Source organism: Collimonas pratensis (assembly GCF_001584185.1).
GTDB classification, from domain to species: Bacteria; Pseudomonadota; Gammaproteobacteria; order Burkholderiales; family Burkholderiaceae_D; genus Collimonas; species Collimonas pratensis.
Genome location: NZ_CP013234.1, coordinates 4,482,722 through 4,505,341, shown reverse-complemented (window position 1 = coordinate 4,505,341; position 22,620 = coordinate 4,482,722). Strand labels below are relative to the sequence as shown.

The window sequence follows — 22,620 nt, the reverse complement described above, 5'->3', positions numbered from 1 at the left end:
GACTGCATCTTTTTACATATTGAAGAATCCGAATTTGATGAAAATAGCAACGTGGAACGTCAACTCCCTCAAGGTGCGCCTGCCGCAAGTGCTGCAATGGCTGACCGATAACCCGGTCGACATCCTGGCCCTGCAGGAAACCAAGCTCACCGACGATAAATTCCCCGCGGCTGAAATCGAAGCCGCCGGCTATCACGTGGTGTTCAGCGGACAGAAGACCTATAACGGCGTTGCCATCTTGTCACGCCACCCGATCACCGATGTGGTCAAGAACAATCCGCTCTACGAGGACCTGCAGCAGCGCATCATCGCCGCCACCATCGACGGCATCCGGGTTGTATGCGCGTATATTCCTAACGGCCAGGCGCCCGATACCGAAAAATACCAGTACAAGCTGCAGTGGCTGGATGCCTTGCACAGCTGGCTGCAGACTGAGCGCCAGCAGCATGCCAAGCTGGTGCTGCTGGGCGATTACAACATTGCGCCGGAAGACCGCGACGTCCACGATCCGGCAGCGTGGGTAGGGCAAAACCTGGTGTCGCCGCCGGAGCGGGCAGCGTTCGCGCGCTTGCAGGCGCTGGAGCTGACCGACGCCTTCCGCATGTTCGAGCAGCCGGAAAAACTGTTCAGCTGGTGGGATTACCGGCAGATGGGGTTCCGCTTGAACCGCGGCATGCGGATCGACCATATCCTGTTGTCGCCGCCACTGGCCGCGCAATGCACCGCTTGCGTGATTGACCGCGTGCCGCGCAAGTGGGAGCAGCCTTCCGATCACGCACCGGTGATCGCTACGCTAGGCTAAATAAGGTAGGGTGGGCACATCGTGCCCACGCGTGAATTCACTCTACGCACATGCCTGTTTCCGTGCAGCGCGGACCTGTGCACCGATTATTGCGGTCACGGGTGGGCACAAAAACGTGCCCACCCTACGTGTACGGCGTAGAAATAAAAACGGGGTGTTGGCAGTCATGCCAACACCCCGTTTTCCATGCTGTCTACTTAGTGATTACTTGGCCGCAGCTGCGCGGTTCATCAGGAAAGTGGTCAGCAGGGCGACTGGACGGCCGGTCGCGCCTTTGGCGGCGCCGCTCTTCCATGCCGTGCCGGCGATGTCGAGGTGGGCCCAGGTGTATTTCTTGGTGTAGCGTTCCAGGAAGCAGGCTGCGGTGATGCTGCCGCCGGCCGGGCCGCCGATGTTTGCCATATCGGCAAAATTCGATTTCAGCTGTTCCTGGTAGCTGTCTTCGATAGGCATGCGCCATGCAGTGTCGCCGGTCGCCTTGCCGGCGCTCAGCAACTCGTTGGCCAGGGCGTCATGGGCGCTGTCGTGACGGGTGAACAGGCCGGAATTGTGATGGCCGAGGGAGGTCACGCAAGCGCCGGTCAGCGTCGCGATGTCGACCACGGCAGCCGGCTTGAAGCGTTCCACGTAAGTCAGGGCATCGCACAGCACCAGGCGGCCTTCGGCGTCGGTGTTGAGGATCTCGATGGTCTGGCCGGACATGGAGGTGACGATGTCGCCTGGTTTGGTGGCTGTGCCGGACGGCATGTTTTCCGTGGCCGGAATCACGCCGATGACGTTCAGCTTCAGCTTCAGTTCAGCGATAGCGCGAATAGTGCCCAGCACCGAACCGGCGCCGCACATGTCGTACTTCATTTCATCCATGCCGGCGCCGCCCTTGAGCGAGATGCCGCCGGTGTCAAAGGTGATGCCTTTGCCGACCAGTACGGTCGGGGCATCCTTGGCTTTGCCGCCGAGGTGCTTGATGATGATGAATTTCGGCGCTTCGCCGCCGCCGCGTGCGACCGACAGGAAACTGCCCATCTTCAAGGCTTCGAGCTGCTTGCGGTCCAGTACTTCGACCGACAGCTTGAATTCCTTGGCCAGCTTCTTGGCGGTGTTGGCCAGGTAGGTCGGGGTGCAGACGTTGCCGGGCAGGTTGCCCAGTTCCTTGGTCAGGTCGATGCCGTTGGCCAGGGCCAGGCCTTCAGCAACGGCTTGCTTGGCGGCGGCCGCATTGGCGGCGGCGACCAGGAAAGCAACTTTCTTGACGCCGGATAATGTTGTCTCTTTCTTACTTTTCAGAGTGTCGGAGCGATAGCTGTTATCGCGCAGCACCAGGATGCTGTTACGGATAGCCCATGCCAGGTCGCGTGCCGGGGTCTGTTTGGCCAGGCCGTCGAACGGTAACGCCAGCACGGCATCGCTGCCACCCAGGGTAGCGATGCTGCGCGCCACGCACAGGGCCGCCATGGACATCACCTTGTCGCTCAGCTCGCCGTCCGGGCCAAGGCCGATCAGCAGCACGCGTTCGGCGGCGACGCCGGCGACTTTGCGCAACAGCAAAGTGGAGCCTGGTTTACCGGAAATGTCTCCGGACTTTAGTGCAGCAGTGATTTCACCAGATTTGTCAAGAACTTGCGCTTGTGGCGAGAGTTTCTTGTTTTCATAGATCCCGACTGCGATACAGCCGGCTTTCAGAGAGGCAATTGAGGTTTTTGCGTCAATGGTTTTTATGCTAAAGTCCATCACTTACTCCTTTTTTTGATCCGCAATTATATTCCCCAATGATCTTTCAGCGCGCACTCCGACGCGAATTAATTAGCACCGCCGGTGCAGTTTTTACTACGCTCTTCACAATTATCGTCACGGTAATGTTGATCAAGATTCTGGGACAAGCAGCCGGAGGACAGATTGCGTCCCAGGATGTGGTCGCATTGATTGGTTTTCAATCCCTCAATTACATGCCGATCCTGCTGATCCTGACCGGTTATATTTCGGTGCTGCTGGTGGTCACGCGCAGCTATCAGGATTCGGAAATGGTGGTCTGGTTCGCCTCTGGCCAGAGCCTGGTGCGCTGGGTGCGGCCGGTGCTGGAATTCGGCTTGCCGATCATTATCCTGACCGCCATCCTGAGTTTCGTGGCGACGCCTTGGGCGAATAACCAGAGCGCGCAATACCGCGAGCGTTTTGAAAAGCGCGAAGACATTTCCCGTGTTTCACCCGGCAAGTTTCAGGAATCGGCCGCCGCCAACCGCATCTTTTTCGTCGAAGGCATTTCCGGCGACAGCACCAAGGTCAAGAACGTCTTCGTCAATACCCAGCAGGAAGGCAAGAACAGCATCGTGGTGGCCAAGGAAGGCAACCTGGAAATCGACAAGAACGGCGACAAGTTCCTGATCCTGTCGAAAGGGCGCCGTTACGACGTCCTGGCGGGCAAGAACGAATTCCGTCAGATGGAGTTTGAGCGCTACGGGGTGCTGGTGGCCAGCAACTCGCAGGCCGAGAATGGCGATCGCTCGGCGCAAGCCTTGCCGACCGCGGACCTGCTCAAGGACCGCAACGGCTTCAACATGGGCGAGCTGCTGTGGCGCTTGTCGCTGCCGCTGATGGCGCTGTGCCTGATGCTGCTGGCGATACCGCTGAGCTTCGTCAATCCGCGCGTGGGCCGCTCCGCCAGCTTGCTGATCGCGCTGCTGCTGTACGTCTCGTATAGCAACGTGACCAGCATTTTCCAGGCGGCGGTGGTGCAGGGACGCTGGTCCTTCATGCTGGCCTGGTGGCCGATGCATCTGATCGTACTGTTCATCGTCGGCCTGCTGTTCATGTGGCGCCTGAACGTCAACAGCCGCTGGCATCCGCTGGTCATGTGGTCTGCAGTCAAGCATGCACGCCTGTTGAAAGTTAAAAGTTCGACTAAAGAATCGGCGGCGGCATGAAGGTATTGCAACGTTACTTTACCGCCGAGATCGTCCGTTCGGTCTTGTTTACGCTGGCGGCGTTCCTGGCGCTGTTTGCGTTCTTCGACCTCACCACCGAACTGAAATCGGTCGGCCATGGCGGCTACAAGCTGCAGCATGCCTTCCTGTTCGTCATGCTGGGCCTGCCCAGCTATGCCTATGAACTGATGCCGATCGCGGCGCTGATCGGCACCATCTACACCTTGTCGCAATTCGCTGCGCGCTCCGAGTTCACCATCATGCGCGTGTCCAGCATGTCAACCATGATGACCGCCAGGATACTGATCAAGATCGGCTTGATATTCGTCGTGGCGACCGTGCTGATCGGCGAATTCGTTTCGCCCAAGAGCGCGGAATTTGCCGAAAAACTGAAGCTGCAAGCCAAGGGCGCGTCGATTTCGCAGAAGTTCAAGACCGGTCTGTGGAGCAAGGATGTGATCCGTACCGACGGCACCAGCGGCGACATCGTCGGCTCGCGCTTTATCAACATCGGCGAGATCAAGCCGGATGGCCAGCTGGTCGGCGTCAAGCTGTATGAGTTCGACCGCAGCTTGCACATGACCGGGCTGATCCAGGCCGCCCATGCCGATTACCAGGGCCAGCACGTCTGGCGCCTGGACGATGTGGTGCAGACCGATTTTGTCAACGGCACCTCGACCGACGACATCACCACGGCGATCGCCACCAAGAAATTCCCCAGCAAGGACCTGGTGTCCGAAATCACGCCGGAAATCCTGTCGGTCCTGTTTGCCGATCCGGACCATATGTCGGCCTACAATCTGTGGGCGTATTCCAAGCATCTGGCAGAAAACAATCAGCACAGCGAGCGTTACGACATCGCCTTCTGGAAAAAGCTGGTGTACCCGTTCTCGGTATTCGTGATGATGGCGCTGGCCTTGCCGTTCGCTTACCTGCATTTCCGCACCGGCGGCGTCAGCCTGAAGATCTTTACCGGCATCATGATCGGCGTCAGTTTCCAGCTGGTCAATACGCTGTTTTCGCATCTCGGCCTGCTCAATACCTGGCCGCCGTTTTTTACCGCGGCCTTGCCCAGCACCTTGTTCCTGCTGATTGCGATCGGCGCCCTGTGGAGGATCGAGCGGCAGTAGCGGCGCTCGGACCAGCTCATGTCACATCCATCTCCGGCGCCGCATCAAGCGATCATCCTGTTTGCCCACGGCGCCCGCGATCCCTTGTGGGCGACGCCGTTTGAAGTCCTGCAGCAGCTGATCGAGCGGCAGCGGCCGGAACTGCGGGTCGGCCTGGCCTTCCTCGAACTGATGCAGCCGGATTTGCCCGGACTGCTGCAACAGCTGGCGGCGGAAGGCATCCGCGAAGTCAGCGTGGTGCCGGTATTCCTCGGCCAGGGCGGCCACGTGCGGCGCGATCTGCCGGCCCTGATCGCCCAGGCGCAGCAACGGCATCCGCAATTGACGATCACCGTAGCGCAGGCGGTGGGCGAGCAGCCGCAGGTGCTGGCCGCGATTGCCGGCTATTGCGCCGCTACCTTGCCCAAGTCCTAAGCCCGGATACTTTCAGAGGTTTCCCTGCCCTTGGCTTGCAGCCAGGCGGTGAAATTGGCCAGCACCGGATCCTGCAGGCCGGCGCGGAACAGCAGATGAAATCCTTTGTCCTGCAGGCATAAATCGGGGAATGGCGGCAGCAGGCTGCCGTGCGCGAGATCTTCCTCCATCAGCGCCAGCGAACCCATGGCCACGCCGAGATCGGTGAGCGCCGCCTGCAAACTCAAAAAGAAATGCTCATAGATCTGGCCCGGCAACTGGCCTTTGACCGGCACCCCGACTTCGTCAAACCAGCGGGTCCAGGTCTGGGAACGGCTGGACAGGTGCAGCAGGGACGCTTGCAATAAATCTTGCGGGCGCTTGAGCGGATGCTGCTGCAGATAGCGCGGCGACGCCACCGGCGTCAGTACGTCATCGAGGAAGCGTATGCATTCGTAATCGGCTCTGTGCATCGGACTGCGCCGTATCAAGACATCGAATGGCTCCTTGATTGCCTCTACGGCCACGGTCGACGTGGTGACGCGGATTTCCACCCGCGGATTGTCGATCTGGAACGACGACAGCCGCGGAATCAGCCAGCGCATCGCCATCGACGGCGTGCAGCTGACGCGGATGATGCGTACCTTGCCGGTATTCAGCAATTGCTCCGCCCCCAAGGCAATACGGTCCAGCCCGGCTTTGACGTCGGTAAAAAACAGCCGCGCCGCTGCGGTCGGCTCCACCCCGCGCTGCCCCCGGGTAAACAGGGTGATGCCGAAGTGCTGCTCCAGCAGCTTGATCTGCTGGCTCACCGCGCTGTGCGTGATGTGCAGTTCGGCGGCGGCCAGGGTCAGGCTGCCGGTGCGCACCACGGCTTCGAATACGCGCAAGGGCTTGAGCGGCGGGAGTCTGGTTGTCATGTTAAATAAACTTATATTTCGGATAGAAAATACGGCTTTCAGTCTAATCTTGATCGGCCTATTCTACAAGCATCGTTCCTCTGGATTTGGCTTCCATGGGGAGGTTTTTGATGTTTCTATTTGGAGTTGCGTATGTCGTTATCCAATAAATTTTCTAATATTAAAGACTTTTGGAGGAAGGCCGCCGCCGGCACCGGCATGACTTTGCCCGAGGCGGAACAGGCCTATCTCGCCGCAGCCGCCGACCACCAGGATCTGGAGCGACGGATGCAAGTGCTGGACTGCCGTCACGGTTCGGTTTTGCACACGCTGCGGGTGTTGCGGGCCGGCTCCTACTGAGCCGCAAGCGGCTTGTGGCGGCGCCCAAGTTTGCTGGGGATTTCCCAGCTGTTGCGAATATGTTGGCTACGCACAAAATCCGGCGAATGTAAAGTCATTTACTTGACAGAATAGCCAGTAAGAAATATAATCTCGGTATTGCATTGTATGGAGGTCCATATTTTGGACAGTTGTTCTAGTAGTAGCGGTGGATGGGTCCTCAGCCCGGCACATTACGCATAGTCTTTAGCAGACCTCCGTCGTCCGCTGCAGCTTGCGTATTTGCGAGCTGTAGTATCGTAAGGTTTATCGCCGGATTTTCATTTTTCCTGCGGTAAACGTCGTAGCAAAGTTGTAGCAGAGAATGCCGCAACGATACTCCCATCCGATTTTTGTAGTACCGATTGTTCGTGCCGCCTTCCGGCGGATTGCGTACGGCCGTGTATTTCCGTTCCTGGGTCTGCCCGGGCTTGGCGTTTCCCTGTGCATCTTGCAGGGCAGGCGCACAGCCCGGTAATGGCACAGCAGCAAATGCATGTGCGCCTCGTTGGGTACGCCTGGCCGGCAGGAACAACGGAAGTGGGAAGGAAATCGTCATGCCATTCATCAAACTGCATGCATTTTTTAAAAAACATCGTTCTTCGTTCACCGCCTCGCAAGAGGATCACGGCTCTGCTTTGCCATATCGCATCGTGACTACCTGCCGCAGTTCGGAAGTGGCGTATCTGGAAAATCTGATGCGCAAGCTGCTGGCGAACTATGACGTCACGCATCAAGCCAACGAGCCTGCGGTGCAGACTAACCTGACCGCCATCACGGTGGAAGTGAAGTGTTCGGTGCGCGAGCGTGCCGGACTGGTGCAGCTGGTGACCCGCCTGGCGCAGGAAATCAGCGTGCGCAGTGTGCGCTGGGAAAGCATTCCCCAACGCTCCGCACGGGCGGCAAAGCCAGCTTATGAACCTTCCACGCGCGGCGGCAGTCCAACGATACAACCGGCTTGATCAGGTTTGATCAGGCATTTTTGAATCGGGAGCTTTTGTAATGGACTGTCCCAGTTGTCCGGCTTACCGGACCAGAAACTCAGTAACGCAAATACATAAAGCAATTGTCTGCTTGCAGTTGCCTGAAACAGCCTAGCTATCCTCACATTTCCCGTGTCGCTTAGCCAGGCTGTCCAGCCTGCAATCGACTGGCGGAACATTTCTCTTTCACCGTCGCTGTCGTGCGTGCCCCAACCGGCGCGTTGCACAATCGCTTTCCATGATCAACGCAGCTACACGGATGCCGCCGCTTATGCGACGCCCGCGCAGCAAGCATGAAGAGGTGAAATGATGACTATCAAAACTCTGCTGGGTCTGGCATCCGGCAAACAGAACAAAGTAAACAAGGGCGGCAACTGGACTTTCGGCTGGTCGCCCAGCCAGGCTTCGGCGCTGTCCGGCAATGGCAAACAAGCCAAGCGCAGCACCGCTTCCAGCGACCGCGCGGTCGGCATGTACGGTGTGCTGGCGACACGCAGCGGCAACGGCCGCTAAACAATCGAAATAATCGGAATGAAGATGTGAAGGGCATCTCTGCCGCCAAGTCATTGGCGGCGGGGCTGCTGTCATTTGAATGCGCTGCTTTGCCGGTAGCGCTGCGCTATTTATGGTCAGCGCTGGCTGGTTAGCACCGGAATCAAAGGAGCGCAGTCAAAGAAAATATTGCAGGTAAGGAGTCAACAATGAAATGGGAATTTTTGAATAAAAGAATAGCAGTATTCTTGGTATTGACCGTAGCAGCCGTCGGCCTGGTCAGCTGGATCAATGTCTTGTCGCCGGAAGACCGGCTGGACCAGCCCGGCCCGGTCCTGCAAAAAGCACTGGCGTCGGAAGCGCACGCCAAGCCTGTCGTTCGCTAAAGTTTGCTAAAGCGAGAATGGATGCCGCTCTGCCTCAGGCCGCGTTCCTGGCCTTGGCAACCTTCTGCTGATCGCCGGCAAGCTGCTGTCCGGCGCGGCTGGCGAGCGCTTCGCCTATCATCACCAGCACCGGACCTTCGCATTGCTGCAAGCCTTGCTCCAGCTGATCCAGGCGCAGGCGCAGGATGCGCTGATTGTCGCGGCTGCAGTTTTCCACCACTACCACCGGCGTCGCAGCGGAGCGGCCTTGCGCTAGCAGCCGTTGCGCCGTGGCGGCGGCTTCGCGGCCGCCCATGTATTGCACCAGCGTGTCGCAGTTTGGCATGTTCACCTGCTCGGATTCGCCGGGCGCGGTGCTGGAAGTAAAGAACGCCACGCTGCGCGCGACGCCACGCTTGGTCAGCGGCTGCTGTGAGCTGGCCGCAGCCGCCAGCGCGGCGCTGATGCCAGGCACCACTTCAACTTCGATGCCATGCTTTTCCAGCGCCCGCAATTCTTCATCGGCGCGGCCGAACAGCATCGGATCGCCGCCTTTCAAACGCACCACCACCGCATACTTGCGGGCATTGTCGACCAGCTGCTTGTTGATGAACTGCTGTGCAGTGGAGAGTTTGCCGCAACGTTTTCCGACGGCGATCTGCAAGGCTTGCGGGCACAGTGCCAGCATGTCTGGCGTCACCAGGGCATCGTGCAGCACGACGTCGGCCTGCGCCAGCAAGCGCGCGCCGCGCACCGTGATCAGGTCCGCGGCGCCAGGGCCGGCGCCGATCAGATAGACTTTGCCGTAAGTAGCTTGGGTGCTGGCGTGGTTGGCTTGCATGGCGTGTTCCGCTGTGTGGATATGGATTGGCGTTGTTTCAGTCGAGACGGATCATGCCGGCAGCGACGGTCTGGTGCGTGACTTCGTCGATCAGGATGAAGGCGCCGGTAGCGCGTATCTCATCGTAGGAGTCGGCAGCGATGGCTTGCTGCAGATTGAGCGAGACGCTGGCGATGTCGTTCAGTTTCAGCGACTCCGCCGGGCGCCGCTGCTGGGTATTGATATCGAGCAGCGTGTCGATCCTGGTGATGCGGGCGGCGGTTTGCTTGGTGCTGTGCTTGAGCCAGTACTTGCGGCGCAGGTCGAGCGCATCTTCCGACAGCCAGCAGAGGTCGGCGTTGACGGTCTTCAGCAGGGCAGGAGCACGCTCCACCGAGGTCAACATATCGCCGCGCGAAATGTCCAGGTATTCTTCCAGCAGCAGGGTCACCGACTGGCCGACCGCGGCCGACGGCAGCGAACCTTCCAGCACCAGGATGTCTTTCACGGTGGCGCTCTGGCCGCTAGGCTGTACGATCAGCTTGTCGCCCTTGCTGACCTTGCCGGCCTCGATACGGCCCATGTAGCCGCGGAAATCGTTGGCTTCGTGGCCGTTGTGGCGCGCCACCAGCTGCACCGGGAAGCGGAACGGCTCGTCATGCGATTCGTCGTAGACGCTGAGCGATTCCAGCAGTTCGATCAGGGTCGGGCCCTGATGCCAAGGCATCTTGTCGCCGGCTGCCACCACGTTGTCGCCAGCCAGCGCTGACAGCGGAATCGGGCGCACATCGCGCAGGCCCAGCTGCGTAGCGAATTCCAGGTAGGCGGCGACGATGCGGTCGTACACGGTCTGGTCGTAGTTGACCAGGTCCATCTTGTTGACCGCCACCACCACGTGTTCGATTTGCAGCAGGTGCGCGATGGTCGAGTGGCGCTTGGTCTGGGTCAGCAATTCAACGCTGCCGTCGTCGCCCAGCTTGACCTTGGAGACGTCGATCAGGATGATGACGGCATCGGCGGTCGAAGCGCCGGTCACCATGTTGCGCGTGTACTGCTCGTGGCCAGGGGTGTCGGCGATGATGAATTTGCGCTTCGGCGTGGCGAAATAACGGTAGGCGACATCGATGGTGATGCCTTGTTCGCGCTCGGCTTCCAGGCCGTCGGTCAGCAGCGACAGGTCGATGGTGTCGCCGACGGTACGCTTGTGCTTGGCGCGCGACATGGCGTCCAGCTGGTCGGCGAAGATGCCCTTGCTGTCGAACAGCAGGCGGCCGATCAGGGTGCTCTTGCCGTCATCCACCGAGCCGGCGGTGATGAAGCGCAGCAAGCCGCGTTCCTGGCCGCGTGCTTGTGGCGCAGGGCCGCTATCGCTGTTGAAGTTGCTGCTCACATTGTTAACCACGGCGTTCATCAGAAATATCCTTCTTTTTTACGTTTTTCCATCGATGCTTCCGAGGTCTGGTCATCCATCCGGGTAGCGCCGCGTTCGGTGATCTGGGTCACCGCGGTTTCGGCGATGATGGCTTCGACGGTCGCTGCGTCGGAGGCCACCGGGCAGGTGCAGGAAATATCGCCGACGGTGCGGAAACGCACTTCGCGGGTTTCCACCACTTCGCCTTCGCGCGCCGGGGTCAGGTCGGTCAACGGCACCAGCAGGCCGTTGCGCGGGATTACCTGGCGCTGATGGGCGAAATAAATCGGCGGCAGTTCCAGTTTTTCACGGGCGATGTATTGCCAGACATCGAGCTCGGTCCAATTGGAGATCGGGAACACGCGCATGTTTTCACCCGGGTGCACGCGGGTGTTGTACAGGTCCCAGAGTTCCGGGCGTTGCGCTTTCGGATTCCATTGACCGAATTCGTCGCGGAAGGAAAAGATGCGTTCCTTGGCGCGCGCCTTTTCTTCATCGCGGCGGGCGCCGCCGATGCAGGCGTCGAACTTGTGTTCGGCAATGGTTTCCAGCAGGGTCACGGCTTGCGCTGCATTGCGCGAATCGGTCTGCGGATTGCGCAGGCGCACGGTGCCGCGCTTGATCGAATCCTCGACTGAGCCGACGATCAGGCGTTCGCCCAGTTCCGCCACACGCTTGTCGCGGAATGTGATCACTTCGGCGAAGTTGTGGCCGGTATCGATATGCACTAGCGGGAAAGGAAATTTGCCGGGACGGAAAGCTTTTTCCGCCAGGCGCAGCATCACCACCGAATCCTTGCCGCCGGAAAACAGCAGGGCCGGATTGCTGCATTCCGCCGCCACTTCACGCATGATGTGGATGGCTTCCGATTCCAGCCAGTCGAGATGGCGGTTGGCGGCCTGGTCCAGGAAAAATTTTTCAACAACTGTGTTCATAGCGGTTCTTGTCATTTGATGTAGCGATGATGAAGCAGTAATGAAGCAAAAAGCGGGATCAAGCGTTCTGCTGCGAGACGGCTTTGATGCGTATCAGTTTGCCGTCCACCACGTGCAGGCCGCATTCCTTGGATTCCGGATTTTCCCACCACCAGCGGCCGGCGCGCACGTCTTCGCCCGGCTGGATGGCGCGTGTGCAAGGCTCGCAGCCGATGGAAGGATAGCCCTTGTCGTGCAGCGGGTTGTACGGCACGTTGTTGCTGCGGATGTATTGCCAGACATCTTCCTCCGACCAGTCCGCCAACGGATTGAACTTGCTCATGCCATGTGCCTCATCATGCTCTTGCACATGCAGCTCGGCGCGCGTCAGCGACTGCGCCCGGCGCTGGCCGGTGATCCAGGCCTTGTTGCCGGCCAGGGCGCGGTTGAGCGGTTCGATCTTGCGGATGCGGCAGCATTCCTTGCGCATCTCGACGCTGTCGTAGAAGGCGTTCAAGCCATTCTGTTCGACATAGGCGGCCACTGCTTCCGGTTGCGGCCGGTAAGGCGTGACCTCGTAGTCGTAGGTTTCCTTGATGCGGTCCAGCATGCCCAAGGTTTCCGCATGCAGGCGGCCGGTTTCCAGCGTGAAGATGGAAATCTTGTCTTGCAGCTGGCCGCGCAGGATGAGGTCGGTCAGCACCATGTCTTCGGCCGCCAGGCTGGAGGCGAATACCGCCGGCGTATATTCGGCGGCGATTCTTTCCAGCGTCGCCTTGGTGGCGGCGACCAGTTCCAGCAGGGAGGGAGTCGGGCTGCTCATGATCAATCCTGGCTGACGGCTTGGCGGTTCACGCGACGGAACAAGGGCGTTTTCTCGTCCCACGAAGTCTGGTATTTTTCGGTGAAATCGGTGAGACCCTTGAGGGCGTCGTGGATGTTCTTGTCGGCGCGTACCGCAAAAGCATCGAAGCCGACCCGCTGCATGTAGAACAGCTGGTCGCGCAAGACGTCGCCGATGGCGCGCAGCTCGCCGCTGTAGGCCAGGCGCGTGCGCAGGTTGTAGGCGATCGAATAGCCGCGGCCGTCGGTAAACTTGGGGAAGTCGACCGCCACCAGGTCGAAATGCGCCAGATCTTCTTTCAGTACATCGGCCTGGGCGTCGCTGCTCAGCCATACACCGATAGGCTTACGGTCCTGCAGCTGCGCACGCTGGGCTTGCCAGACGCTGAACGGTACGATCACCTTGCCGGCCGGGATGCTGACGCTTTCAGCGGTTTCACCTTCTTGCAGGCGCAATACGCTCCAGTCGTCGCTGACCACGGCACGGTTCTTGATGATTTCATTAGTAGACACAGGCATCCTCCCCATGGGTGTAACCGGTCGGGATCGGACTGGCGTAGACGTATTCCTTGAACGGCGCGATGCCGAGACGCTGCACGGTATCGATAAACAATTCTTCTTCGTGGCGCTGCTTCACATACACATCCAGCAGGCGCTCGATGACCACCGGCATTTGCTGTGCCGAGAACGATGGCCCGATGATCTTGCCGATGCTGGTGTTGTTGCCCTGCGCACCGCCAATGGAAACCTGGTACCACTCGGAACCATCTTTGTCGACGCCGAGGATGCCGATGTTGCCGACGTGATGGTGGCCGCAGGCGTTGATGCAGCCCGAGATGTTCAGTTCGATCTCGCCGATGTCATGCTGGAAATCGAGGTTGTCGAATTTTTCGGCAATCGCTTGCGCGATCGGGATCGACTTGGCGTTCGCCAGCGAGCAGAAATCGCCGCCAGGGCAGCAGATGATGTCGGTCAGCAGGCCGATATTCGGTGTCGCCAGGCCTTGCGCCTTGACTGCCTGCCACACCGTGAACAGGTCGCTCAGCTTGACGTCGGCCAGCACCAGGTTCTGCTCGTGGGTGATGCGCACTTCGCCGAAGCTGTACTGGTCGGCCAGGTCGGCCACGAAGTCGAGCTGGGCGGCAGTGATGTCGCCCGGCGGCACGCCGGTTTTCTTGACCGACAGGATCACTGCGGCATAGCCGCTTACCTTGTGCGCCTTGACGTTGCGCAGCAGCCAGTTGGCGAAGCCCTTGTTTTCCGCCTTGTGCGCCTCGAAGCCGACATCGCTGGCGGCCAGGGTTTCGTACGGCGGCGGCACGAAATACTGGGCGATACGCTGCAGTTCTTCGACGGTCAGGGTCGCCGGGCCATCCTTGATGTCAGCCCATTCGGCTTCCACCTGGCGGCCGAATTCTTCCGCGCCGAGTGCTTTCACCAGGATCTTGATGCGTGCCTTGTACTTGTTGTCGCGGCGGCCGTGCTGGTTGTAGACGCGCAGGACCGCTTCCAGGTAAGTCAGGGCGTGCTGCCATGGCAGGAATTCGCGGATCACGCTGCCGATGATCGGCGTACGGCCCATGCCGCCGCCGACCAGGAAACGGAAGCCGACTTCGCCTTCAGCGTTCTTGACCACGTGCAGGCCGATGTCATGCACTGCCGTGGCGGCGCGGTCCTGTTCGGAACCGCTGATGGCGATCTTGAATTTGCGCGGCAGGAAAGCGAATTCGGGATGGAAGGTACTCCATTCGCGGATGATTTCGGCGTACGGACGCGGATCGATGATCTCGTCGGCGGCAACGCCGGCCAGTTCGTCGGAAGTGGTGTTGCGGATGCAATTGCCGGAAGTCTGGATCGCGTGCATTTCCACCGTCGCCAGTTCCGCCAGGATGTCCGGCGACTGCTCCAGGTTGATCCAGTTGAACTGGATGTTCTGCCGCGTGGTGAAATGGCCGTAGCCGCGGTCGTAGGTGCGGGCGATATGGGCGAACATGCGTACCTGGGCTGTGGACAGCATGCCGTAAGGCACGGCGATCCGCAGCATGTAGGCATGGCGCTGCATGTAGAGGCCGTTCTGCAGGCGCAGCGGCAGGAATTCCTCTTCTGTCAGTTCATCCGACAAACGGCGGCGCACCTGGTCGCGGTACTGCGCAACCCGTTCCTTGACTATCTGGTGATCGTATTGATCGTAGCGATACATCTTTGTCTTCCTTATGGGTTGTGGCTAGCTGCGCCACGCCTTTGCAACTGTTTCAAAACGAATGCGGGAGCCGCGTACTGCGGCTCCTTAATAAATCAGTTTCACTGCGACGCTGGTCAGCGTTACGGCCAAGAGGCCGCGCAGGAATTTTTCCGGCACCGAACGTGCGGCCAGCGAACCGAGCGTGATGCCGGGCACCGAACCCAGCAACAGCGAACCCAGCAAGTTCCAGTCGATCGATCCCAGCCACCAGTGGCCGAGCGCGGCGATGGCGGTCAGCGGCACCGCGTAGGCGATGTCGGTGCCCGCCACTTCGGCCGGCGACAGCCGCGGGTACAGCAGCACCAGGATAGTCGCGCCGACGGCGCCGGCGCCGATCGACGACATGGTCACCAGTGCACCCAATGTCAGGCCGGCGACCACGGTGGCGATCGTCAGGTTCCTGCCTTGCAGCTGCTTTTCCGGATGCGCGTTCAGCCACAACTGCAGCTTGCCTTTGAACAGCAGCGCGACCACGGTCAACAGCACGGAAATGGCGATCGAGTAACGGATGACCTGGCCGATTTCATTGCTGATGCCGCCTAAATACTTGAGGATCAGCGCGGTGCCGATGGCGGCCGGCAAGGCGCCCAGCGACAGCAGCTTGACGATGTCCCAGCGCACGGTGCCCTTGGAGCGGTGCGCAACCGTACCGGCGACCTTGGTCACCGACGCAAACGCCAGGTCAGTGCCCACAGCAACGCTGGGATGGATGCCGAACAGCAGGGTCAGCAAAGGCGTCATCAGTGAGCCGCCGCCGACACCAGTCAATCCCACCAATAATCCGACGGCAAAACCGCTCACTACATAAGAAACAGTCATATCACCTCGTACTAAACACCTCGAATCGTAATAAACTTCGCATATATGTCCAACTACAGACTATTTATTTGCTTATATGCGTATTTGATATATGTAAATACAGGGAGCGCGCTTGCTGGCAGCGGGACTTTGAGTGTAGCAGGGAGTGGTACGGGTAGATAGTTGCTGGGATGAAACGATGTTTTCATCAATCCCCCGGTTGGGCCGGACAGATTCTTATTAGAGAAAAAACAAGGAAAATTCATGAATCTCCATCAGTTCCGCTTCGTCCGTGAGGCGGTGCGCCAAAATTACAACCTGACCGAGGCGGCCAAGGCGCTGTATACCTCGCAGCCGGGCGTCTCCAAGGCGATCATCGAGCTGGAAGAAGAACTGGGTGTTGATATTTTCACACGGCACGGCAAGCGTATCCGCGGCCTTACCGAGCCGGGCCGGGCGGTGCTCAAGTCGGTCGAGCTGATCATGCAGGAAATCGATGGCCTCAAGCGCATCGGCAACGAATACGCCGCGCATGACAGCGGCAGTTTCACGATCGCCACCACGCATACCCAGGCGCGCTATGCCTTGCCGAAAGTGGTGCAGGCGTTTACCCAGAAATTTCCCAAAGTGCGCTTGTCATTGCTCCAGGGGAATCCGAAGCAGGTGGCCGACATGGTGCGCAACGACCAGGCCGACCTGGCGCTGGCGACCGAAGCCATCGTCAATGCCGACGGCCTGGTGACCTTGCCTTGCTATCAATGGGAACACGTGGTGGTGGTGCCGCCCGATCATCCCTTGCTGCAGTCGAAGGCGATCACGCTGGAAGAAATCGCCGCCTTTCCCTTGATTACCTATGACAGCGCCTTCACCGGCCGCACCAAAATCGACCATGCGTTTTCCTTGCGCAACCTGAAGCCGGACGTCTTGCTGGAAGCCATCGATGCCGATGTCATCAAGACTTACGTCGAGCTGGGCATGGGCGTCGGCATCATCGCCGGCATGGCGTTCGATGCCGAGCGCGACACCGGCTTGCGTTCGATTCCGGTCGGCCATCTGTTCGGCACCAACATCTCGCGGGCGGCGGTCAAGCAGGGCGCCTACCTGCGCAGCTATGTGTATACCTTCATCGAGCTGCTGGCGCCGACCATGAACCGCAAGCTGATCGAGCAGGTGATGAACGGCGAGAAGGACATGTACGAGCTGTAAGCCGGCCAGTAAAAAAGAAAAGGGGCAAGCGCGCGGCTTGCCCCTTTTTCAATTCCAGACTGCAGTTCTTAATAACCGGCGTCGCGCATGGCGTCTTCAGTCGCGTGCTTGGCCATTTCGATGCGATGCATGGCGTGCTGCTGCAGGCCGAATACGCGCGGATCGTCTTCACGCTGAGCAACATCGCTGCGCGCGCGTTCCAGCGCCTCTACCGCATCATGCAGGCGGCCGCGGTGGTCCGGGCGGGCGTCCGGGCGCTCTTCATGATAGACATCCTTGCCGACATCGGCGCCCAGCTGGGTGATCTCGCGCGTTGCGGCATCGATCTCAGCCAGGGCGATCTGCTCGTTGCGGCCCATGACCCAGTTGTCGCCGGGACGATGGTCGATCAGCCAGCGCGCGACGTGCAAATCAGCCAGCGCATGCAGATAGGCGCCGTGATGGCCGGGTTCGTCGGCATGGGCGGCAAGCGGCAGCAGTGTCGGCGCCAGCAGCAGGGGAAGGACGAGTTTGTGGATCAGTTTCATAATGGCTCCGTGTTTATTTTTGTATGGCAATGTATTCGATGGGAAATTCAAACCTGAGGCGTTTTGAAATTTCCGATCGGCAATTATACTGATGCCCTGGTATTGCTTAAGTGCACTTACTTTTACTTACTACTTAGTAGCGGTCGTAAGGATGGTAGTAGTGCGGACGGTAATAGCCGGGGCCGATTGGCGCCACGATACAGCCGCTCAGCAAGGTGCTGAGGATGGTGCCAAGCACCAGTGAGGCAATGAGCTTTTTCATGATGTCTGTCCTGAGTGAAATGAGTTACCAGGACTTCAGGATGCCACCGACAGACTGATACAGGTGCTTCGAGACGGTGTGAGATGTAACGCTTTGTGAGGTAGTGTTGAAGCCGGAAACTAAGCCAAAAACGCAGACCGGGCGGGCCTGCCGCTGGCCCGGTCTGTGCCGCTTGTCTATTCCGTGACCGCGCCTGCTTCGGGTTTGATGTGCAGGGTAATCGGCGGCACTTTGCTCACCAGCCAGAGTGCGATGCCGGTGACTACGACCGCCAGGCCGACGCCCATGTGGATAGATCCGATCAGCGCTTCGCGCGCGGCTTCCAGCAGCAACTGGCCTTGATGGCCGGCGCTCGCCAGTTGCGCCAGCACCGTGGTCTGGGTCTCATGGCTGATGAGGATTTGCGGATCGGCGAAACTGCTGAACCAGGCATCGGCTTTCTGTTCCGCCAGCGCCTGCCGCACGCTGCCGGCATACATGTGGTTGATCAGGGTGCCGATGATGGCGGTGCCCAGCATGCTGCCGATCATGCGCAGCGATTGCATCAGCGCGGTGGCGATGCCGAGGTGTTCGCGGCCGGCTTCCTGCTGGATGAAGATGGTCAGGTTGGGCAGGATGAAACCCAGTCCGAGGCCACCGGTCAGCATGAAGCCGGCGATCACGCCATGCGAGGTCCAGCGGTTGGAAATCACCACGCCCAGGCAGGACAGCGCCAGCAGGCTGAAGCCGATGTAGAGCATGATGTTGGGATTCTTCAGGCGCGGGATGATGCGGCCGTTGGAAATGCTGCCGACCATGATGCAGGCCACCAGCGGCGTGATCAGCAGCCCGGCTTCCTGCGGCGACAGGCCGAAGCCGCCCTGGTACAGCAGCGGCGCATAGAACATCAGCGAAAACATGGAGAAGCCGCTCAGCACCGACAGCAGGAACAGGACCGATAACTTGGGATCGAGCAGCAGGTCGAAAGGCAGGATCGGCTGCGGCGTGTGATGTTCCCATTTCCACAGCGCGACGAAACTGACGATGCTGGCCGCCAGCAAGCCCAGCATGGCGAGCGACAAGCCATGCTTGGGCAGCATTTCCACGAACAGTTGCAGGCAGCCGAGCGAGGCGGTGATCAGCAGCGCGCCCGGCCAGTCGAGGCGGATCTTGGCGTCCGGATGGGTATGGCGCAGATGCGGCAGGTATTTATAGACGAAGAACAGCGACAGCACGCCGACCGGCAGGTTGACATAGAACACCCAGCGCCAGCCCCAGTACTGGGTCAGGAAGCCGCCCAGCGATGGCCCGACCGCGGTGGCGATGCCGAACGCGGTGCTCATCAGCACTTGCCAGCGCAGGCGCACGTGGGCGCCCGGGAACAGGTCGGGAATGCAGGCAAACGCGGTGCCGACCAGCATGCCGCCGCCTATGCCTTGCAAGCCGCGCGCAATCACCAGCCACAGCATGCTGTCGGCCATGCCGCACAGGATGGAGGCGGCGGTGAACAGGATGATGGAGACCAGCACGAAGGGTTTGCGGCCGTAGAAATCGCCCAGCCGTCCAAAGATCGGCACCGTGATGACGGAGGTCAGCAGGTAGGAAGTCGCGACCCAGGCATACAGCTCAAAGCCTTTCAGTTCAGCAACGATGGTGGGCAGCGCAGTGCCGACCACGGTCGAATCGAGCGCCACCAGCATCACCACGAAGGCGATGCCCAGCATGGCAAGCAATGATTCACGGAAGGGCAGTACCTGGTCGCTCGAATGCGCGGAGGCGGAATGGATGGCCATAGGATTGTTTTATCGGCGGAGTCGCCGGTTGGTGGAACAGGGCATGGAAATCTATGATTGATTGCCGCAAGGCACAGCAGGATACGGATGAATACTTATTGCGAAGACAAGATGATACGCCCCTTGGCAGGTTTCTGCTGCGCGTCGCCAGAGGCACTTATAATCACACCCCAATCCGCGGTAAAGCAAGCGATGAAAAAAACAGACAACAAGGCGCTCAACGTCGTCGAACAGCACGGCCAGGCCAGCCTGTCGCCCGCGCAGAAAATCTTCAATGCGCTGCTCAGGAAACTGGAGACCGAACGCCAGCTGCTGGCGGCATGGCAGGAAGTGATTCCCTTGCACCAGCAGTACTACGCCAGCCAGTACCAGCCGCTGATGCGCAGCTACCACGCACTGGTGGCGCAGCTGGTGCGCCTGCTGGACGATGCCTACTCGGCGAAAGGCCTGAGCCGGCACGACCAGGAAAAAATCAGCCACATCATCTGTTCCGTCGGCGCCGCCATCATAGTCGACAGCGATGCCGCGGACCTGAAACGGATCTACCGGATGCATGGCGGCGCGGCTGTCGATGCAGCGGAAGGACAGCCGGAGGACCTGGCGGAATCCGGACAGGAAGCCGATAGCGAGCCCCATGCGTCGGCTGAACAGCAACGTGAACATGCGCGCGCGGCAAAACGCAAAAAATCGTCCAAGGCTGCCGCCAGGGAAGCCAAGCAGCAGGAAGAACTGCACAAGGCCAGCCAGTCAGTGCGCGAAGTCTATCGCAAGCTGGCCAGCGCGCTGCATCCCGACCGCGAGCAGGACCCGCTGGAACACGCGCGCAAGACCGCGCTGATGCAAAGGGTGAATATCGCCTATGACAAGAAGGATCTGCTCGGCTTGCTGGAACTGCAGCTGGAAATCGAGCAGATCGACCAGAGCCGCATCAATTCCCTGTCTGAACAGCATCTGCAGCACTACAGCAAAGTACTGACGGAACAGTCGGCGGAACTGCGCGATGAGATTGCGGGGCTGGAAGCAGAGTTCCGGATGCGCTTCAACCTGGGATTGCAGGAGGCCATGTCGCCGCTGCTGGCGATGCGGCATCTGAAAAGCGCGGCCAAGAGCGTCCAGCAGAACATCCATGCTCTCAAGAATGACTTGCTGGCGTTTGAAGATATCAAAAACGTCAAGGCCTGGCTCAAAAACTATCACATCTAGACGGCCTGTTTCTTTGCACCGGCGTCCTGCAACCGAGATGGCTAATTGTGTTTTTATTACGCATAGGCTGGGCCGGCCTGCCGCCGCCGTGTCGGCTTGATCGACATGACTATGGCCAATTTGGCGGGAATTGCGCAGGGATAATTTATAATCATGTCTTTGCGCCCAATTCCAATGAATCCGCTTCCCCCTAGTTTTTCCGATCAGACGCTGCGTCAGGTACGGCGCGCTTGGCGTAAATACGGCATTTTGTGGATGGGGGCGGTGCTGGTCGGGCTGGTTGCGGTGCTGTATGCCTGGCTGATGGATGTCGGTTTCGGCATGTTCCGCTCCATGCAGCAATCGCATTTCTGGCTGCCGCTGTTTATCACGCCGGCGGTCGGCGCGCTGTGCGTATGGGCCACACGCCGCTATTTTCCCGGCTCCGAGGGCAGCGGCATTCCGCAAGTGATCGCCACGCTGGAAGAAGACACCACCCGGCGCGGCCAGTCGCTGCTATCGATCAAGCTATTGCTGGGCAAGATCGGCGTCTCCTTCATCGGCATCCTGGGCGGCTTCACCATCGGCCGCGAAGGTCCGACAGTGCAGGTCGGCGCGGCGCTGATGTTCAATCTGCGGCGCCTGTATCCGCGCGCCAGCGCAGCGCTGGAGCGGCGCTTGATCCTGGCGGGGGCTGCGGCCGGCTTGTCGGCGGCATTCAACACACCGCTGGCCGGGATTGTGTTTGCGATTGAAGAATTGACGCGCAGCTTTGAACACAGAGCCAGCGGCGTGGTGATTACTGTGATTATTTTTGCCGGTGCGGTGGCCTTGGGCTTGAACGGCAACTATACCTATTTCGGCACCATTCACATCAACAGCGCGCTGACCGACATGCTGGCGCTGGCGGTATTGGTGACCGGGATTCTTACCGGCATCGCCGGCGGCTGTTTTTGCTGGCTGCTGCTGAATACCAAGCGCTGGATTCCAGCCCGGCTGCAGGATCTGCGCAGCAACCGTCCGATCGCCTTCGGCGCGCTGTGCGGCCTGGCGGTCGCGCTGATCGGCATCATTGCCGGCGGTGCTACTTTCGGTAGCGGCTATGTCGAGGCCAAGGGTTTGCTGGAAGGGCATCAGCAGCTGTCGGTGTTTTATCCATTCCTGAAAATGGCGTCGATGGTGTCGTCCTACCTGCCGGGGATTCCGGGCGGGATTTTCGCGCCGTCCTTGTCGATCGGCGCCGGTTTCGGCAATCTGCTGCACCAGGTGTTCGGCAATACCTCCCTGGAGATGTTGATTGCGCTGGCGATGGTGGGCTATCTGGCGGCGGTGACGCAATCGCCGATCACTGCCTTCGTGATCGTGATGGAAATGATCAACGGCCATGCACTGGTGATCTCGCTGATGGCGACGGCGCTGATCGCCAGCCGCGTTTCGCGTTTCTTTGCGCCGCCGCTGTATGACGCCTTGTCGGAACGTTACCGGGTCGCATGTGCCGCTGTGATGCCGGCGCAGATTGCAATGCCGCAAACAGGAATTGAAGAAGTGAAAGAAATTGCAGAAGTGAAGGAATTGAATAATGAGCAGAAGAGTGAGCAAGACGGTGAACAGGAAAGCGGAACCAAAAAATGATTAATACCGATATGGCGGCGTATTACGCCAAACGTGCTACAACATATGAAGAGATTTACCAGCGTCCCGAGCGCCAGGATGAATTGCTGACCTTGCAGGTCAGGGTGCAGGAACTGATGGAAGGCCACGACGTGCTGGAACTGGCATGCGGCACCGGCTTCTGGACCGAGCAGATCGCCGCCACCGCGAAATCGGTGCTGGCGACCGATATCAATCCGGAAATGATTGCGTTGGCCGAAGCCAAGCGGCTGCCGGCCGGCAAAGCCACGTTTGCGCTGCAAGACATCAATACCTTTGAGACAGACCGCAAGTTCAGCGCCTGCTTCCTGGGCTTCTGGTGGTCGCACGTGGGACGCCAGGACCAGGTCCGTTTCATCGCCCAGCTGCGCGAAAAACTTGGCAAGGACATCTTGCTGGTGATGATAGACAACGGCTACGTCGAAGAGCAGAGCACGCCGATCGCCCGCACCGATGCCGAAGGCAATACCTACCAGTTTCGCACTTTGCCCAACGGCGAGCGCTATGAAGTCATGAAGAATTTCCCGACCGACAGCGGCCTGCGCAAGAAACTGTCGCCGATCACGCGCGAACTGCGCATCCTGCGGCTGGAGTACTACTGGCTGCTGAGCTGCCGCATCAAATAGTTCCCAG

At 59.6% G+C, this 22,620-nt stretch carries 24 protein-coding genes; 12 read left to right on the top strand and 12 right to left on the bottom strand.

Annotated elements, in window-relative coordinates; translation table 11 throughout:
- The first annotated feature begins 37 nt into the window (after positions 1–37).
- Positions 38–802: an exodeoxyribonuclease III gene (xth, locus tag CPter91_RS20045; RefSeq protein WP_061943249.1), complete on the top strand. Its 765-nt coding sequence runs from the start codon at positions 38–40 to the stop codon at positions 800–802.
- 204 nt (positions 803–1,006) lie between these two features.
- Here xth and CPter91_RS20040 read toward each other — a convergent pair whose 3' ends face one another.
- Entirely contained in the window at positions 1,007–2,530 is a 1,524-nt protein-coding gene (locus CPter91_RS20040; protein ID WP_061943248.1) for a leucyl aminopeptidase, read from the bottom strand.
- Positions 2,531–2,568: 38 nt separating this feature from the next.
- Here CPter91_RS20040 and lptF point away from each other — a divergent pair, with 38 nt between their 5' ends.
- The 3 genes from lptF to CPter91_RS20025 are packed head-to-tail and all read left to right on the top strand — an operon-like array spanning position 2,569 to position 5,264.
- The gene (gene lptF / locus CPter91_RS20035) at positions 2,569–3,720 is read left to right on the top strand and encodes an LPS export ABC transporter permease LptF (protein WP_061943246.1); all 1,152 of its coding nucleotides are present in this window, start codon (positions 2,569–2,571) and stop codon (positions 3,718–3,720) included.
- A complete protein-coding gene (gene lptG / locus CPter91_RS20030; RefSeq protein ID WP_061943244.1) occupies positions 3,717–4,850 on the top strand; it encodes an LPS export ABC transporter permease LptG in 1,134 nt (377 codons plus the stop codon). The genes lptF and lptG overlap by 4 nt, the downstream gene beginning before the upstream one ends.
- Before the next feature lie 18 nt (positions 4,851–4,868).
- The gene (locus CPter91_RS20025; RefSeq protein WP_061943242.1) at positions 4,869–5,264 is read left to right on the top strand and encodes a sirohydrochlorin chelatase; all 396 of its coding nucleotides are present in this window, start codon (positions 4,869–4,871) and stop codon (positions 5,262–5,264) included.
- On the opposite strand, the gene CPter91_RS20020 is transcribed toward CPter91_RS20025, so the two are convergent.
- A complete protein-coding gene (locus tag CPter91_RS20020; protein ID WP_061943240.1) occupies positions 5,261–6,163 on the bottom strand; it encodes a LysR substrate-binding domain-containing protein in 903 nt (300 codons plus the stop codon). The genes CPter91_RS20025 and CPter91_RS20020 overlap by 4 nt on opposite strands.
- A 132-nt stretch (positions 6,164–6,295) precedes the next feature.
- On the opposite strand from CPter91_RS20020, the gene CPter91_RS20015 reads away from it, so the two are divergent.
- The 4 genes from CPter91_RS20015 to CPter91_RS27025 all read left to right on the top strand — a co-directional run bounded on the left by CPter91_RS20015 (position 6,296) and on the right by CPter91_RS27025 (position 8,381).
- Complete coding sequence (locus CPter91_RS20015) at positions 6,296–6,502, top strand: DUF3563 family protein (protein WP_061943238.1); 207 nt, start codon at positions 6,296–6,298, stop codon at positions 6,500–6,502.
- Positions 6,503–7,077: 575 nt separating this feature from the next.
- Entirely contained in the window at positions 7,078–7,482 is a 405-nt protein-coding gene (locus CPter91_RS20010) for a hypothetical protein (protein ID WP_061943236.1), read from the top strand.
- A 327-nt stretch (positions 7,483–7,809) separates the two neighbouring features.
- Positions 7,810–8,016 carry a hypothetical protein gene (locus CPter91_RS20005; protein WP_061943234.1) on the top strand — a complete coding sequence of 69 codons (207 nt, stop codon included), beginning with the start codon at positions 7,810–7,812 and terminating at the stop codon, positions 8,014–8,016.
- A 188-nt stretch (positions 8,017–8,204) separates the two neighbouring features.
- Entirely contained in the window at positions 8,205–8,381 is a 177-nt protein-coding gene (locus CPter91_RS27025) for a hypothetical protein (protein ID WP_167595197.1), read from the top strand.
- Between the two features lie 34 nt (positions 8,382–8,415).
- Here the strand turns inward: CPter91_RS27025 and cobA are convergent, their stop codons facing one another.
- The 7 genes from cobA to CPter91_RS19970 all read right to left on the bottom strand — a co-directional run bounded on the left by cobA (position 8,416) and on the right by CPter91_RS19970 (position 15,409).
- Positions 8,416–9,201, bottom strand: coding sequence for a uroporphyrinogen-III C-methyltransferase (gene cobA, locus CPter91_RS20000; RefSeq protein ID WP_061943232.1), 786 nt, complete (start codon positions 9,199–9,201; stop codon positions 8,416–8,418).
- A 37-nt stretch (positions 9,202–9,238) separates the two neighbouring features.
- On the bottom strand, positions 9,239–10,591 hold the full coding sequence (locus tag CPter91_RS19995) for a sulfate adenylyltransferase subunit 1 (RefSeq protein ID WP_236905870.1): 1,353 nt from the start codon (positions 10,589–10,591) through the stop codon (positions 9,239–9,241).
- Positions 10,591–11,526 carry a sulfate adenylyltransferase subunit CysD gene (gene cysD / locus CPter91_RS19990; protein WP_061943230.1) on the bottom strand — a complete coding sequence of 312 codons (936 nt, stop codon included), beginning with the start codon at positions 11,524–11,526 and terminating at the stop codon, positions 10,591–10,593. The genes CPter91_RS19995 and cysD overlap by 1 nt, the downstream gene beginning before the upstream one ends.
- A gap of 58 nt (positions 11,527–11,584) precedes the next feature.
- Positions 11,585–12,328: a phosphoadenylyl-sulfate reductase gene (locus CPter91_RS19985; RefSeq protein WP_061943228.1), complete on the bottom strand. Its 744-nt coding sequence runs from the start codon at positions 12,326–12,328 to the stop codon at positions 11,585–11,587.
- A gap of 2 nt (positions 12,329–12,330) precedes the next feature.
- Positions 12,331–12,867: a DUF934 domain-containing protein gene (locus CPter91_RS19980; RefSeq protein WP_061943227.1), complete on the bottom strand. Its 537-nt coding sequence runs from the start codon at positions 12,865–12,867 to the stop codon at positions 12,331–12,333.
- A complete protein-coding gene (locus CPter91_RS19975; RefSeq protein WP_061943225.1) occupies positions 12,851–14,548 on the bottom strand; it encodes a nitrite/sulfite reductase in 1,698 nt (565 codons plus the stop codon). Before CPter91_RS19975 ends, CPter91_RS19980 begins: the two co-directional genes overlap by 17 nt.
- 87 nt (positions 14,549–14,635) lie before the next feature.
- A complete protein-coding gene (locus tag CPter91_RS19970) occupies positions 14,636–15,409 on the bottom strand; it encodes a sulfite exporter TauE/SafE family protein (RefSeq protein ID WP_061943223.1) in 774 nt (257 codons plus the stop codon).
- A gap of 243 nt (positions 15,410–15,652) precedes the next feature.
- Between CPter91_RS19970 and CPter91_RS19965 the strand changes: the two genes are divergently transcribed.
- The gene (locus tag CPter91_RS19965; RefSeq protein WP_061943221.1) at positions 15,653–16,594 is read left to right on the top strand and encodes a CysB family HTH-type transcriptional regulator; all 942 of its coding nucleotides are present in this window, start codon (positions 15,653–15,655) and stop codon (positions 16,592–16,594) included.
- A 68-nt stretch (positions 16,595–16,662) separates the two neighbouring features.
- Here CPter91_RS19965 and CPter91_RS19960 read toward each other — a convergent pair whose 3' ends face one another.
- From CPter91_RS19960 to CPter91_RS19955, 3 genes are all read right to left on the bottom strand, one after another.
- Complete coding sequence (locus CPter91_RS19960) at positions 16,663–17,121, bottom strand: hypothetical protein (protein ID WP_061943220.1); 459 nt, start codon at positions 17,119–17,121, stop codon at positions 16,663–16,665.
- A 133-nt stretch (positions 17,122–17,254) separates the two neighbouring features.
- Complete coding sequence (locus CPter91_RS27535) at positions 17,255–17,383, bottom strand: hypothetical protein (protein ID WP_041742347.1); 129 nt, start codon at positions 17,381–17,383, stop codon at positions 17,255–17,257.
- A 176-nt stretch (positions 17,384–17,559) separates the two neighbouring features.
- Positions 17,560–19,155, bottom strand: a complete 1,596-nt coding sequence (locus CPter91_RS19955) for an MFS transporter (protein ID WP_061943218.1) — start codon at positions 19,153–19,155, stop codon at positions 17,560–17,562.
- 192 nt (positions 19,156–19,347) lie between these two features.
- On the opposite strand from CPter91_RS19955, the gene CPter91_RS19950 reads away from it, so the two are divergent.
- From CPter91_RS19950 to CPter91_RS19940, 3 genes are all read left to right on the top strand, one after another.
- Positions 19,348–20,358: a hypothetical protein gene (locus tag CPter91_RS19950; RefSeq protein ID WP_061943216.1), complete on the top strand. Its 1,011-nt coding sequence runs from the start codon at positions 19,348–19,350 to the stop codon at positions 20,356–20,358.
- A gap of 174 nt (positions 20,359–20,532) precedes the next feature.
- Positions 20,533–21,969, top strand: a complete 1,437-nt coding sequence (locus CPter91_RS19945; RefSeq protein ID WP_236905869.1) for a chloride channel protein — start codon at positions 20,533–20,535, stop codon at positions 21,967–21,969.
- Complete coding sequence (locus tag CPter91_RS19940; RefSeq protein WP_061943214.1) at positions 21,966–22,613, top strand: class I SAM-dependent methyltransferase; 648 nt, start codon at positions 21,966–21,968, stop codon at positions 22,611–22,613. Before CPter91_RS19945 ends, CPter91_RS19940 begins: the two co-directional genes overlap by 4 nt.
- The last annotated feature ends 7 nt before the right edge of the window (positions 22,614–22,620 follow it).